We start from the raw sequence: 14,830 nt of genomic DNA on the forward strand, positions 1-14,830 counted from the left end.
CTCAGCTATTGTCGATTTTCGTTGGGCTGAACCGGAAAGCCGGCCGACAATAACGCGCGTAGATGCCTTCTTTTACAGTGCCTGGCGTGGCGTTCAGCGCAATGCGATTACCAATCAGACGAGACCCGCTTCCGAGCAATGCAATCGTTAGCGCGCTGAGCAGCAATCCCGCGAATACGTCGGTCAGATAGTGGCCTCCCTGCGTCGGCGTCGACAGAATCATCATCACGTTGAGCGGGATCCACAACAGCAATACGCGCGGCAGGCCACGAAGTGCGTAGACGAATAGAACTGCAAGCGTCGTGTGAAATGAAGGCATCGATACCATGCCCTGCCATGGCGCCACGTCGAACACGCGGAGCGTGCCATTGCGCAGCAAATAGAAGTCCGACACGGAAGACGCCGTATTAGGGTTCGTGATACCGAAATGCAGAAATGCGCTCGATGCGGGAATTGGCGTTGAAATCAGAAGAAGCAGAACTCCAGAGAGCATGAAGAGAAATACGAATTCCGATAGCTCTCTGACGCGGCCGGTCACGCCAAGAATGACCAGAACCGCGGGCCCCTGAATGAATATGCTGCAGTAGGCAACGCCAAGGATAAGCTGAAGTACCGGATGCGCTCGCACCCAAAGATAGACCGGCAACCAATGAAAACCAACAACGCCATCCAATTCCACGAGACGTTGATCGATAAGCGGTGCATTCACCGTCGCACAGAGGTACTGCAGCAAGTCGTAGACCGACACGAACGACGCCAGCAGCGTGAACCACGCGAACGTGGAAGCTACGCGGCTCAATCGGATCGTCCCGGTCAATGGCTTGTAACGGGGAATACGTGCCACCCCGAAAAGCAAAACGGCCAGTGACGCAGATATCGCCACAAACTTCAACAGAGCAATGACACTGCTTTCCCGGACCGAATAGCCGCAGACGGAAATCCAGATCCAATCAGTCATTGTGACCATTAGCACGACAGCCCATCCGATCACATATCGATTCAGGTACGTTGCCCCACGCCGTTTGCCTGAGCGTTCGTCGTTGTGGCTACCCATCATGAGTATCCCCCGTCTGTCGGCGCGGCATCCGTGACGATTGCCAGGCGCTCGACTACCACTGATTTTTTAGGTATTGGATCTGCACCGGAGTTTTTCCAGCCGTAAACGCTTACGCAATTGTGATGCCAAGGCTCTGCCAGTGGTGCTCTCCATCTGTACGCGAGATCTTTGGCGGAGAACGAGAGGTTGTCTGCCCAAAACGTCTCAACCTTAAGACGCATTCAGGCCGGAATACGCTTTCCGACCCGAGCAATAGCGTTTTATATGCACGCCAGCCTGGTTCGAAGCCGCTAGATGCGGTTCAAGCAGAAGCGCAACGCGTCGTCATTCCCACTGTTTCCGTCCGGGATGATTCAGTTTTGAAATTTTGAAACCGGCGACGACACTGAAATAACGCCCCCCGCGCTATCCCCTGTTGAACATACTGAAAACACGCGAGATCGTTTTCGCTGCCAGCACCAGCAGAGCGCCGGAGACGTTGTAGTCGACGCGATGCATCACGTCGGCCAGATAGAACACGGATAACGCAATGATCGGGTGGTAGATCGCACGGTTTATCAGGCTTTTCATCGGTATCTCACGCTATTGCATTTGCGCGAAGCGGTGAGTCACTGGGTGTGAACCGATTCGCTCAAGTTGGGCAACGCTCCGGGTTTGCAGAGTCCGAGGAAGGCTTGATGACGAAATACGGATGACGCTGATCCGTGCTGTTCCTTCCTGCGTTGCACTGTGCCCGTGGCAACCCGTGGCCGTCCTGCCCGCGCGTCGATCTTTTTTGACCGATCGTCCGCTTCTCGTCGATACGCTGCGAGCGCATTGCCGCGTGTCCACCAAGACCGCCCGATGATCCAATGAAACATGCGCTCCGTCGGTTGTGCATTTGCATGGCAAAGCCTTCGGACACGCAAAGTACTTCATTAAGCAGCATGAAAAACAGCAGTAAGGAAATCGTCATCTATCAGGGTTGCGGGTATAACATGAAGCCCTTGGCCATCCTGACGAGTACCCGAGTAAGCAACGGCCAGATTTATCGCCCGGGAAATCGCATTTGACGCGAGCGATCCATGGATGCAGTCTCTGATGTTCTGCGCGCGGTTCGTCTGAGCGGCGCTGTGTTTCTGAACGGGACCTTCACCGCGCCGTGGTGTCTGATCGGCCGTACCGATGCCGCGCTGTGCGGCGCTTATTTGCCGCCTTCCGAGCGCGTCGTTTCCTATCATCTGGTCATCGAGGGGAGCTGTTGGGCGACGCTGGCCGACGATCCCGGCTCGGCTATTCACGTCCAGGCCGGCGAACTGCTCGTCGTACCTCAAGGCGAAACGCACATCATGGGCAGCGCGACCGATCTTTGCCCGGTGCCGTCGGAGTCGCTACTGGCCGCGCAAATGGCGGTCGCACCTGGTGAAGTGATGACGCTGTCCCATGGTGGTGGCGGCAGCGCGACGCGTATCGTGTGCGGCTTTCTGGCCTGCGACGATACGTTGAGCAATCCACTGCTCTCCTCGCTGCCGCGACTCTTCAAGATCGATATGCGCCACGATCCGCGTGCTGCGTGGCTCGAGTCATCGCTCAGACTTGCAGCCGCCGAAGCAGCCGAATCGCGCGCGGGCGGCACGATCGTGCTTGCGCGGCTATCGGAACTGCTGTTTGTCGAAGCGATCCGCAACTGTATTGAAGCGCTACCAGAGAACCAGACAGGATGGCTCGCCGGTGTGCGCGACCGCTACATCGGCCGCGCGCTTTCATTGCTTCATACGCAAGCGGCGCATCCGTGGACCGTCGATGAACTCGCGCGCAAAGTGGGCCTGTCGCGCTCCGCATTGGCGCAACGCTTTACCGATCTTCTCGGACAGCCGCCGATGCAATACCTCGCGAAATGGCGCATGCAGATTGCCGCGCAAGAACTTCTGATCGGCAGCAAGCCGCTCAACGCCGTGGCGGAACAAATCGGCTATGAGTCGGAAGCTGCGTTCAGTCGCGCATTCCGGCGCGAATTCGGCATGCCGCCCGCCGGCTGGCGTAAAAGCAAGGCGAAGACGAACGGTGTGGCTGCATCGGCATAGCCCGTGCTGTGGCGCTGGCGCGCTCGCTACAACGTGGCGCCAAGCGACTGAAAACATCGTCCGCGGAAAGTCTCGTCCCGCGTAGGGCTCGGCTAACACGCGACAAGCGCGCATGTTGTTCAGCAGAACCTGCATTACTGCCTTTTCCATCCTAGTCTTGATCTCATGATCCTGGCCGGCGCGCGGTGAGTAATGTGCAGAACAATGACCTTGGCGTAGCTGCTTATCTTCGGCAACACCGTGGACTGTTGACGCGCCGGTGGCTCCGGGCGGTGCGGCAGCAGATGCAGATTCACCCGGATTGCAATGAAGCGGTAGTCGGCCTGATCAACCAGCTGCCGCTGCTTTTTGACGAGTTGTGCGCGGTGTTGGCGAATACCGCTGCGCCAGGCCTTGCAATCCATGCCGCGAAGGATGCGCGCTCCCACGCCAGGGAACGCTGGCGGCAGGGTTTCGCGCTCGAAGAACTGTACATGGAGCTGGATCTGTTGCAGCGCTGCGTCAACGCAGCGGTACGCGAGTACTTTGCCGAGATCAATTCCCGTACGGCGCAGCAGGAAGTTCATGAAGCGATCGACCGGTTCTTCAGCGCCGCTACCCGCAATGCGATCCGTCAGTTCCGTTCAGAACAGGAGCGGCACGTCGCCGACGCGCTCGCCGAACGGGAGCGGGCTCTTGCGGCACAGCGCAAAAGCGATGAACGTCTGAGGATTGCCGCGGAGGCCGCCGGTCTGGGCATTTTCGAATGGGATCCGCGAACCGACTGTGCCGTTTGGGAAAACGCCCGCATGTACGAAATCACCGGGCAACCCAAAGAGCTTGGCCCAATGAGCGCCAGGCAGTTCATCGACACACTCGTTCATCCCGACGATAGGCCCAGGGTCAACGCCGCAATGCATGCGGCGACCTCCGCCGCGGCCGATATCCACGAGATCTTCAGAATTCGCAAGCTGCAATCCGGTACGCAGCGCATGATCGAAGCATCCGGACGATTCGTGCCTGAGGTATCCGGGACCGGATGTGTGTTCGTCGGCACGCTGAGGGACGTGACGGCGCGCGTAGAAGCGGAAGAAGCACTGAAACTCGCCGACCGACGCAAAGACGTATTCCTCGCCACGCTCGCGCACGAGTTGCGCAACCCGCTCGCGCCGGTCGTCAATGCAGCGGCGCTTTTGCAGCGGCCAGGCATCTCTGCCGACAAACTGCTATGGGTACACGGGATCATCGATCGCCATGCGAGTCATCTGGCGCATCTGATCGACGACCTGCTCGATCTTTCGCGAATCGCGGCCGGAAAAATTACGCTGCGCGAACAACCATTCGACCTGAAGACCGCGGTCGACCAATCGATCGAGATCAACGCGCCGACGGCCGCGCAACGCGGGCACCGGATCGAAGTCATCGACACGTCGCCGCTGCCGCTCTATGTGAATGGCGACCTGACACGGATCACGCAGATCATCTCTAACCTTCTCGACAACGCAATCAAATACACGGCCAATAGCGGACATATCCGGTTGAAAGTGGGACGCGAAGACAGCTATGCGTCCATCTCGGTTGAAGACAACGGCATCGGCATGGACCCCGATCTGATCCCGTCGCTGTTCGAGATGTTCGAGCAGGAGCCCGCCGCGCCGACAGGACGCAAATCGGGCCTCGGCATAGGGCTGACTGTCGCGCGCTCGCTCGTCGAGATGCATCATGGAACGATCGTCGCGTCCAGCGGCGGCCGTGGACACGGTAGCTGCTTCACCGTTCGGCTACCGTTGTGCGATGCCCCTGAAGCAGCCATCGCCGGCATGGCGCCGGACCCGTCCGCAGCAAAAGAAGCTCGCCGCGTGCTGATTGTCGACGACAACGTTGACGCGGCCACGTCGCTAGCCGTGCTGCTCGACGATCAAGAGGTACGTGTGGCATTCAACGGACAGCAGGCACTCGAGATTGCGCGGGACTTCGATCCCGAGATCGTGCTGCTCGACCTTGGCTTGCCCGATCTCACCGGCTATGAAGTCGCCAGACGTCTCAGAGAGGAATATGCCGGCAAGAATATGTTCATCGCCGCGCTGACCGGATATGGGCAACCCGAAGACAGGGAACGCACGCAACGCGCGGGGTTTGATCAGCACATCGTCAAGCCCGCGCGCCCCGAGGAAATCATCGCGCTGATTCGAACCGCGTAGGCATTGCGCTCGTCAGGGAATTCGAAACAGACGACGTGTCGACGACGCCAACGTCCCAAACATGCTTCCCTGCCCGTCGCCTCGCTGCGCGGCGATGCCGAGTGCCGCTCTTGTCGTCGCGAGTCCACTCGCAGTGACAGCGTCGCGGCCGAAACTCTCCGCGACCGTGAGATCGACGATACGCATCGCAGCTTTGTCGCGCATCCGCGATTGAGCGCTACTCTCGTTTGCGTCGGTACTTAGACTCAATGTTGCCTCGACGAGCTTGTTCGTCCACAGCGACAGTGCCTCGGCGGGAACGCCTGCGTCGCGCACGAGTGTTCTGCCACATTCGATCGCCGCGACATGGATAGCCGCGCCTTCCGTCACACCGAGCGCGCAGCGACGACCCGCCGCACCGCCTGAACGCGCGGAACGCAGCGACGGCGTCAGCCCAGTCGTGCGCGCTATCCAGTCCTCGACCGCGCTCAGATATGCACGCGAGCCCATCGCCAGATCGCAATCAAAGACTGCATCGGCGTGCGTCACCGCATGCCTCAACGTAAGCAGCCAGTATCCGACGAAAGCGCGATAGGCCTCGGCCGGCGTGATGCGGGAGACGTGTGCCTTGCAGACGGCGAGACAGCCGTCGATCGTCAGTTCGTCGATCGACTGAAGCTCGCGCGGCAAAACGATCTGCAGGCTCGCGAGTACCTGTTCGACGAGCGGCACGCGCCGATTGAGCGCGAGCACCATAAACGGCAGTGCGACGAAGTGAGCGTTGCGATGCAGCGCGAACAGATCCCAGCACGACTGCCACTGCAACAGCGGGCTCTTTGCGACGACGACATGCACCACGTCCGGGAAGGTTTCACGAAACCACGCGAGCCGGCCGAGCGAGCGGCAGAACTTGAAAACCGGTACACGTTGCCGCTCAGATGCGCGAGCGATCAACATGCGCAGGTATTGCTCGATTCCGGCCGCGTGCTCAGGCTTCGCGTCCGCGAACCGGTCGATCGAAAACGCCGCGTCGAATCCAGCGATGCCGCGTCCGCCAGACTCGATCAGATCGGCGAACTCCGCGAAATACGGTGCGTCGAGCCGTGGATGACCCGAGCGCCAGCTGTTCGACGTACTGCTCGCGAGCGTCGCCGCGTCGATCGACGCAAGCATTTCATGCAAAGGCTCGTAGTAAGCCAATACGCCGTCCAGCGCGCGAAAACACGACCATAGCCAAGTGCCGGCTGTCCGGTATCCGGTGTGCAGAAACACCGCTTGAGTTGAAGTCATCGGAATGGCGAAATCATTGAATGCGACGGGTCGCTAACGCGTCAGCGCATCAGCGCATCAGCGCGTCAGCGCGCCGTCGACGCTTGAAGCGCTATCGTCGCGCACGATGCTCCTGAAGGCCGCCATCACGCGGCTGCAGGTCAGCGTTTGACGCCAGAAGCGTTCCTTGAGCCCCGCGGTTGGCACCCACTGCCACGGCAGCACGACCCTGACGGTGCCCCACGCGGGACGCCAGCGTTCGGAGACCCCGCGACGTCTGAACAGGCTGATCGTCGGCACCCGCAGATTGGAGGCAAGATGGCCGACACCCGAATCGTTGCCGATGAACCAGCCCGACTCGTAGAGCCAGCTCGCGAGTGCATCGACACTATCGAACTCGGGCATCGCAATGCCCGCACGCTCCAGTGCGCGCCAGCGTTCACGCTCATGCGGCGCAATCACGAAATGCACTTCATAGCCGCGCTTGCTCAACTGCCGCGCGAGGCGAATAAAACGCGCCGCCAGCCAGCGCTTGTCTTCGGTGCTCGCCTCCGGATGAATCGCGACGCGCCGCTGATGGATACGATGCCGCAGCGTGGCCGGCGGCGTAATTCCATTTCCGGTCACGACTTCGCGCAAGCCGAGCGAGTCGCGGCAGAAGTCCGCGAAGCGCTCCGCCATGCAACCGGGACGATCGCCAAAGATCACGTCATCGAGATCGCGCACGTTGGGATGGACATCGCGCAGATGCGCCAATGGCTGGTGCCGGTGCATCTGCAGCACGACGTCATACGGCGCGAATGCAGCTCGTGCGTCGGTGCCATGCGGCAGCGGGTAAATTGCAATACGCGGAAACCACTGCCGCAGCGCATGCGCTTGCGAGCCGAAGACCGTCACGTCGACGCCGGCCTGATGCAGGTTGTACGCGATCGTCATCAACACCAGTGTGTCGCCGAGCGCGTTCGACATCGATATCGCGATTCGTCCGTGATACTGAGCACCGTCGTCACGCGACGCCGGCTCGCTCATGACGCGCTCGCGTATAAACGCTCGAATGCCTGCATGACCGTGCCGACGGTCAGCATATATTTCCAGTAACGTTCCTTCAGATAGCTGGTCGGCAAATAGTTGCTTCCGACCAGCACGTGACCAACGCCCCAACTGGGCCGCCACGTGCGCGCAAGCCCGTTGCGCATGAACAGCGACAGCGTGGGCACGCGCAGATTCGAAGCCAGATGGCCGACACCCGAGTCGTTGCCGATGAACCAGCCTGATTCGTAGATCAACGCGGCGACCTCGGCGAGCGAATCGAGCTTCGGCACCGACAGGCCGCTTCGTTCGAGATGCGCCCACTCGGTACGCTCCTGCGCCGCGACGACGAACTGCGGACTGAAGCCGCGCTCGCGCAGCACTTGCGCGAGCTGGATGAATCGCGACGCGAGCCAGCGTTTATCCGACGTGCTCGCCATCGGATGAATCGCGACCCTGCGCATATGCTTGCGATGCTGCAGCTTGAGCGGCGCGCAGATGCCGTTGTCCTTGCCGGCCTCACCCAGGCCGATTTCTTCACGACAGCAGCGCGCGAGCCGCTCCGCCATCGCCTCATGCGAATGCGCCCGGCAAACATGATCGAGCAGCATCACGTTGTGATGTCGCCGGTCGAGGTCCGCGAATGGTCGATCGCGATGCAGCTGAATTACCAGATCGAAGTCGCGGAGTTGTTCGTCCAGATCCTTTTCATCGAGCTCATGCCGTATATCCGTGTTCGGGAACCAGTCTTTCAGATACACCGCCTGACGACCGAATACCGTGACCTCGATGCCGCTATTTCGCAGGTTGCGCGCGACCGTCATCATCAGCAGCGAATCGCCCAACGCTGGTGACAGCACGATCGCCACACGCGAACTCACCGGAATAACACGTCGCATCAAACTGCTCCACGGATATTGCGCGCATTGCCGGACGACCCCGATTGAACGGAGAACCCCTTGCGTCGAACACAGCGCAGTCTATATTTCGGAGCAGTTACTTGAGTTACGAACCTCGTTACGGATATTTACGACGGAATGCCAATGTCAGGAACTGTACGTCGAATCGAGCTTCGCGCCGATCGCCGCATTGACATCGCCATCGACACGGCGATAGCGAATGCACAACGAACAGATCAGCAACAACACCCCTGACATTGCGAAGAACGTCAGCGCATACGAATACGAACCTGTTTCCTTGATGATCAGGCCGATCAGAATAGTTGTTATCGCATTGAAAGCAGTGGCGCCGAAATTCATCGAACCGCCGACCAGACCAATCTTTTCCGATGCGACGAGCATCGTTGGAATAGCCCAATACAGATTGCTCCAGCGCGTAAAGAACAATGCAACCGCCAGAACGACGACGATCGTGGTGATGTCGTGAAGATGCGCAACCGCGAACAGCGCGGTAGTAGCGATGACCGCTGAAATGCCGAAAACGATGCGGCACGCTACGCCCCGTGACACGTTGCGACGAATCAACAGATCCAGCACCGAGCCGCCGACGATTTCTCCGACAAAGCCGGACAGAAAAATAATGAAAGAAAAGCCGCCCACCGCGCTAATTTCGAGCTTCTGGGTATTGGCCAGATAGCTCGGCATCCACGAAAGCAGGCCGACCCACATCGTGTTGCAGCAGATCCAGCCGATGAACATCAACCAGATCGAAGGGCTGCTGAAGATCTGTTTGTTGGTGACCGGACGGTCCGTCTTCGTGTCGTAATCGTCGCGCTGGCCTTCCGTAATGTAGGCGCGTTCCAGTTCGTTGACGCGCGGGTGGGCCTGCGGCGTATCGCGTATGTACCACCACGCAAATGCGCCGCAGGCAATCGTGCCAAGACCCGCGATCAGAAAGGCAAGCCGCCACGATCCAAGCGCCGATATCAGCGCGGCGATGATCACCGATCCAAACGCGGCGCCAAGCGGCGCGCCGCCATCCAGCAGTGCTGCGCCGCGGCCGCGTTCCTTCAGCGGCATCCATGTTGCGTTGAGCTTGCTCGCGCACGGATAAACGGGTCCTTCGGCCGCGCCTAGTCCGAGCCGGCTGAACGCGAGCATCGCGGAGCTGGTCGCGGTCGCGCCCAGACACTGAAATAGCCCCCATATCATCGCGGCACCGGCAATCACGATACGAGGTTTAAGCCAGTCAGCCAGCACGCCGCCCGGAATCTGCATCGCGCAATAGGTCCAAAAGAATGCGCTCAACAAAAAGCCCTGTTGCGCGGCGGAAAGCTTGAACTCCGCGCTAATGACAGGAAGTGCGACGGACAGCGATGCCCGGTCCACATAGTTGATGCTGACCAGTAGCAAAAGCAGAAAGAAGATCCGCCAACGCACGCCGCTGCGGCGCGGCAGCACCGACGGGTTATCTCCATGAGCATTCATTTGTCTCTCTCCATTTCCAGATGGAAACCTGTGTGCGCGGGCGCTTATAGTGGGCCTCGTCGCGTTGGCTGTTGCTGCGGCTGCTGTGGTCCGCGTAAGCGTTGCCTGCGTTGGGCGGCGTGATTCTTTTTATGTACCGCCCAGACGCGACTTCATCGTCAGGCTGGCAAAACAAACGGCGTGAAGAGCTTCGAGATATCGTCCAGATTCTCGAAGTCCCACAGCAGTGCGAGCGCGGCGTTCGCCTGCTGCGCGCCGATCACATCATCGGCGTTCTTGTGGAACTTGACTTCGAAGTCCGCGCGAGTCATCGGATGCGTCGCAAAGCCCGGCACGTCGTCGACGCGCTTGCTATACGTCTTACCGTTGTCCAGCGTCGCGGTGACCACGGTGACGTAATACTTGGGAAACAGCTTTGTAAGCTCGGGATCGGCGACGACGGTCGTGCGCTTCATCAACGCGAGCGCCTTAGGATCGTGCAGTGCTTCCTGCCGGTAACTGTTCAAACCGATATCACCGTCCAGCATCGCCCGAACGGTGACATAGGGCAGGCTATGGTCCGCCGTCTCACTCGATGCGGGCGCCCACTTTTCCTTGTCCAACCCCGCGGTAAAGCGTCCCTGCTGCGACGTCCTGATTTCGATAGCTGTGATGCGACTCAAGTCGCCCACCTGCTTCGCAACGTCAATGCCGGCGATGATCGCCGTTTGCGTCAGAACCTGCGCGGGATAGAACTTCACGGCGCAGTCGCGGATCTTGAAGCGTTGGGTCTTGTTGCCGAAGGCGGACGTATCCACCGTGAACGGGCCCGTCACCTGTTTGAATAGCCCAGCCTCGCCCTCGAATATCGGCGATGGTCCAGTGATGCCGCCGCGCGCTAGTTCGGCCGCGAACACGCCGTTTCGGGTCGCGTCCGCATCGGCGAGCCCTTTCCAGTTCGACATCGTTTGCACTCGCGTCTGGTTCAGCGCGATATGACCGTTGATGGCGATATTCACGGCCTGCGTCAATTGCGCGGGCGTCAGCTTCATCAGCTTGCCGCTCGCGAGAGCGGCGGCCGGCAAGCTGTAGATCGGGTGGTCCCAACCGCGCGAACTCGCGGATGCACCGTCCATTAAGCGGCAATCGATCTCATAGGCGATCGCGATCGCCAGAATCACATCGCGGCCATGCGCCTTCTGCGCTTCGCCTTGCGCGAGACATGCCGTCGCGTTGTCGCTCGGGTGTCCGATCTCTTTGCCCGCATAGACATCGTTGAGATCGTAATAGCGAATCGCGGCGCCGTTAGCGAATGCGGCCAATGCGGGCGAGGTTCGCGCCGACGTCCCCATTACGGTGGATGTCCCGTTACCGCCGGAATCAGCCAGCGCGACCTCGCGCGCAATTTCTACCGGGCGCTGTTTCAGCGCCGCCACGCCGCAGCCTAATGCGTCGGCGAGATGTGTTTTGACTGCTTCGATGGTTGCCGGATCGAGATCGTCATACGTCAGCGAGTACGTGTAGTCGGCCAGACGCTCGGCAATGTTCTTCGTTTCTTCCGCTCGCAGCGCGGTCATTGGAAACCCCAGCCCGCTTGCGGCCAGAGTGGAAAGCATCGATACGAAACTCCTACGATTCATCGGTTGTCTCCGCCGTTCTTGTAGTTGAATTCACTGTTGAACGATGGTATCGACAACCTCTTCGCGGAAAAACAATCGTAACCTTGCTTCAATACATAGATCTTCTATCTTCCGGGCGGGTCAATACGTGCCTTATTACACGTTACATAACAAAGCGCTTACGTCTCTCCACTTACGTTTCCTCGCTTACGTTTCATTCCGCAATGCCTCATGCGCGGCCTTGATCAAACCAGCAATCAAGCGCATATGAGCGGAACTGCGTGGCCAGATCATGCCGAAACGCCGCTGTTCCACTTCGTCCGGCAGCGCGATCGAAGTGACCTTCAGGCGCTTCGTCAGCGGCGACGAAGTATCCGGAATGATCGACACGCCCAGCCGCCGCTCGACCATCATTGCAATCGCAACGAGAGAACTCAATTGGAATCGCTCGCGAGGCACGATGCCATGCTTGCGCAGATACAGGTTCGCCTGCTTCTCTCCACCAAGGGCGCTGCGGTAGCGAATCAACGGTTCGTTACGCAACAACTCATGCGGATCCCGCTCTCGCCAGGCAGTGGGGGCGAGTACCATCAAAGGCTCTTCGCGCAGTTGCTCCCATTCGAAATCCTTGGTCAGATCGAAAGAAGGATGCAGACAGACGGCCAGATCCAGTTCACCGCTTTCCACTGCCCGAAACAGGCGCACCGACGTATCGAAGTGAATCGACACATTGACGTTCGGGTATTGCACGGAGAACGACGCCATCATGTCCGGAATGATGCTGTGCAATGCGGTATTGATCGCGCCAACGCGAATTTCTCCCGCGGTTTGCTCCTGATTGACGTGAAGTTTCAAACCATCGATTTCCTGAAGGAGCGGCCGGCACCGCTCGATCAGCCGATAACCCGCTTCGGTAGGCCGCACCGTGCGTCCCGCTCGCGCGAGCAACCGGGTGCCGAGTTCCTTTTCGAGCGCGTGGATCTGCTGGGCCACGCCAGCCGGCGTGAGATCCAGACGGCGAGCGGCTTCGGCTATCGAACCGGTGTCGACCACCAGAAGGAAATGAGAGAGAAATTTGCTTTCCATAGCCCCATAGAAACTATCGATTGAATCTAGATTTTGTCAGTTTATTTTTCGATTCGATAGTCCCAGACTGGCTGCATGAAAAGCAAACTCTTCGTTCCCGGGTCACGGCCCGAACTCTTTCCAAAGGCACTGGCGAGCCAGGCCGACGGACTTTCTTTCGACCTCGAAGACGCCGTTGCCCGGGACGCCAAACCTCGGGCACGTGCGCACTTGCAGGAGCTTCTGCAAAGCGGCGCGACTCGTGAGTCAGGGAAAACCATCGTCGTGCGTGTCAATGCTTTCGATACGCCCTACTTCATCGACGACGTGCGCGCGGTGGTGCGAAATGGCGTGGACATGATCAATCTTCCCAAGCCGGATAGCCCCGAGCAGATACGCCAGGTACTCGCCGAGATCACATCAGCCGAAGCAAGCAATCGGGTCGATCGCCCCATCAAACTGCTGCTCAATATCGAAACGCCGAGGGCGTTACGTATCGCTTACGAGCTGGCCAGCGCGGATCTTCGGGTCGCGGGCTTGCAACTGGGCATGGTCGATCTGTTCGAACCGAACGACATCGATCGAAGCAATAAGTCGATCGTGCAGCACGTAATGCTCGCGGTGAAGATGGCGGCCTCCGAAGCAGGCATATTCGCCTACGACTCGTCTTTCGCCGACATTCAGGATCCCGAGGGCTTTCGAGCCGAGGCAGCGTTTTCGCATGGCCTCGGCTACCTGGGCAAGAGTTGCATCCATCCGAGTCAGATTGCGCTTGCCAATGCAACATTCCGCCCGACCGACGCGCAGATTGCTCACGCGTTAAAAGTGGTCGAGGCCGCGGCGGTTGCGGAACGAAATGGCGTCGGCGCTTATAAGGTAGACGGCAAGATGGTCGATGTGCCCATCGTGATTCGCGCGCGCGCGATCGTCGCGGCCGCAAGTGCAAGCGGATTGCTGAACAACGATACGGTCGACGAGGAAGTCACCAAATGAGCGGCCGCCAGCCTGAATCGGCCACGCTGCCCTGGCAGCGCAAAGGCCCCGAAGGTCCGCTCTCCGGGATTCGCGTGCTGGATCTGAGCGCGTATATCGCGGCGCCTTATGCATGCACGTTACTGGGTGATCAAGGCGCGGAGGTCATCAAGATCGAGCCGCCCAAAGGGGACAACCTGCGGCACTATCCGTCCACGCTGGAGTCCGAAAGCCGGGCTTTTATGGGCATCAATCGCAGCAAGGTCAGCATCGTCCTCGATCTGAAACAGCCGGCGGACCTTGCAACGCTGTTGAACATCGTGCGAACCGCCGATGTACTCGTCCATAACTTCCGTCCTAGCGTAGCGCCGCGTCTTGGCATCGGCTACGACGCCTTAGCCGAGTTGAATCCTCGTCTGATCTACTGCGCTATCTCGGGTTATGGCGAACAGGGTCCGCTCGCGGAAAAGGCCGGGTACGACCAGGTTCTGCAGACGATGACCGGTATGTGCCACTTCCAGGGCAAGTCGGGCGAGAAGCCGCAGATCATCTATGGCTCCGTCGTCGACTATTACGCCGCCGCGCTGCTGGCCGGCGGGGTCGCTTCGGCTCTCTATGAAAGAGAGCGCAGCGGTCGCGGTCAATACGTGGGTGTTTCTCTGCTACGCGCTGCCCTTACGATGCAATCGGCCCGTATGGTGTGGGTTGACGGCGAATCGCGTGACGTCGGTCGAGAGATGCGCTCGGGCGGCATAACCGGCATTCATCCGACCGGCAACGGCTATCTATACATCTCCGCGAACACGCCGCATTTCTGGACCTCGTTGTGCAACAAGGTCGGTTTGCCCGAATTGGCGGAGAACGAACGATATAACACGGTGCGCAAACGGGCATCGCATGAAAAAGAACTCGTTGCGCTGCTACGTGAAGCGCTAAAGGCGCGCTCGGCCGCGGAGTGGGAAGTATTGTTCGGCGAAGAAGTGCCCTGCTCCCGCGCGGCGACGCTGGAAGACATGTTCGATTCGCCACAGGTTCAGGCGGAGAACATGATCGCTGACTTTGAGCATTCGGTCGCCGGTCGTTATCGAGGATTCGCGCGAGCCATCAAGTTCGGTCGCACGCCCGGCCCACAGCCATTTTCCGCGCCGACGCTGGGCGAGCACTCAGAAACGGTTCGCGCCAACTTTACCGACGAAGTAGCCGCTGTCGAGCATCCCGGCAACACATAACG

Annotated in this window: 13 protein-coding genes; 4 read left to right on the plus strand and 9 right to left on the minus strand. The window is 59.5% G+C overall.

The window, feature by feature from the left end; all coding sequences use genetic code 11:
- Position 1: 1 nt before the first annotated feature.
- The 3 genes from L0U82_RS28890 to L0U82_RS28900 form a co-directional block, all read right to left on the minus strand.
- A complete protein-coding gene (locus L0U82_RS28890; RefSeq protein ID WP_233836454.1) occupies positions 2-1,057 on the minus strand; it encodes a phosphatase PAP2 family protein in 1,056 nt (351 codons plus the stop codon).
- A gap of 405 nt (positions 1,058-1,462) precedes the next feature.
- A complete protein-coding gene (locus tag L0U82_RS28895; protein WP_233836456.1) occupies positions 1,463-1,627 on the minus strand; it encodes a hypothetical protein in 165 nt (54 codons plus the stop codon).
- 61 nt (positions 1,628-1,688) lie between these two features.
- Entirely contained in the window at positions 1,689-2,012 is a 324-nt protein-coding gene (locus L0U82_RS28900) for a hypothetical protein (RefSeq protein WP_233836458.1), read from the minus strand.
- Positions 2,013-2,121: 109 nt separating this feature from the next.
- Here L0U82_RS28900 and L0U82_RS28905 point away from each other — a divergent pair, with 109 nt between their 5' ends.
- Complete coding sequence (locus L0U82_RS28905; protein ID WP_233836460.1) at positions 2,122-3,120, plus strand: AraC family transcriptional regulator; 999 nt, start codon at positions 2,122-2,124, stop codon at positions 3,118-3,120.
- Between the two features lie 272 nt (positions 3,121-3,392).
- The gene (locus L0U82_RS28915) at positions 3,393-5,300 is read left to right on the plus strand and encodes an ATP-binding protein (RefSeq protein ID WP_442793678.1); all 1,908 of its coding nucleotides are present in this window, start codon (positions 3,393-3,395) and stop codon (positions 5,298-5,300) included.
- A 12-nt stretch (positions 5,301-5,312) separates the two neighbouring features.
- Here L0U82_RS28915 and L0U82_RS28920 read toward each other — a convergent pair whose 3' ends face one another.
- The 6 genes from L0U82_RS28920 to L0U82_RS28945 form a co-directional block, all read right to left on the minus strand.
- Positions 5,313-6,569 carry a hypothetical protein gene (locus L0U82_RS28920; protein WP_233836462.1) on the minus strand — a complete coding sequence of 419 codons (1,257 nt, stop codon included), beginning with the start codon at positions 6,567-6,569 and terminating at the stop codon, positions 5,313-5,315.
- Positions 6,570-6,626: 57 nt separating this feature from the next.
- A complete protein-coding gene (locus tag L0U82_RS28925; protein ID WP_233836463.1) occupies positions 6,627-7,577 on the minus strand; it encodes a glycosyltransferase family 9 protein in 951 nt (316 codons plus the stop codon).
- A complete protein-coding gene (locus L0U82_RS28930; protein WP_233836464.1) occupies positions 7,574-8,476 on the minus strand; it encodes a glycosyltransferase family 9 protein in 903 nt (300 codons plus the stop codon). Before L0U82_RS28930 ends, L0U82_RS28925 begins: the two co-directional genes overlap by 4 nt.
- A 147-nt stretch (positions 8,477-8,623) precedes the next feature.
- On the minus strand, positions 8,624-9,964 hold the full coding sequence (locus tag L0U82_RS28935; RefSeq protein WP_233836465.1) for an MFS transporter: 1,341 nt from the start codon (positions 9,962-9,964) through the stop codon (positions 8,624-8,626).
- Between the two features lie 158 nt (positions 9,965-10,122).
- Positions 10,123-11,583: an MmgE/PrpD family protein gene (locus L0U82_RS28940; protein WP_442793679.1), complete on the minus strand. Its 1,461-nt coding sequence runs from the start codon at positions 11,581-11,583 to the stop codon at positions 10,123-10,125.
- 186 nt (positions 11,584-11,769) lie between these two features.
- Positions 11,770-12,648 carry a LysR family transcriptional regulator gene (locus L0U82_RS28945; protein WP_233836467.1) on the minus strand — a complete coding sequence of 293 codons (879 nt, stop codon included), beginning with the start codon at positions 12,646-12,648 and terminating at the stop codon, positions 11,770-11,772.
- Positions 12,649-12,723: 75 nt separating this feature from the next.
- Between L0U82_RS28945 and L0U82_RS28950 the strand changes: the two genes are divergently transcribed.
- Positions 12,724-13,620: an HpcH/HpaI aldolase/citrate lyase family protein gene (locus L0U82_RS28950; protein WP_233836468.1), complete on the plus strand. Its 897-nt coding sequence runs from the start codon at positions 12,724-12,726 to the stop codon at positions 13,618-13,620.
- On the plus strand, positions 13,617-14,828 hold the full coding sequence (locus L0U82_RS28955; RefSeq protein WP_233836469.1) for a CaiB/BaiF CoA transferase family protein: 1,212 nt from the start codon (positions 13,617-13,619) through the stop codon (positions 14,826-14,828). Before L0U82_RS28950 ends, L0U82_RS28955 begins: the two co-directional genes overlap by 4 nt.
- Positions 14,829-14,830: the final 2 nt, after the last annotated feature.

Origin of the sequence: Paraburkholderia sp. ZP32-5 (assembly GCF_021390495.1) — a bacterium.
Lineage (GTDB): Bacteria > Pseudomonadota > Gammaproteobacteria > Burkholderiales > Burkholderiaceae > Paraburkholderia.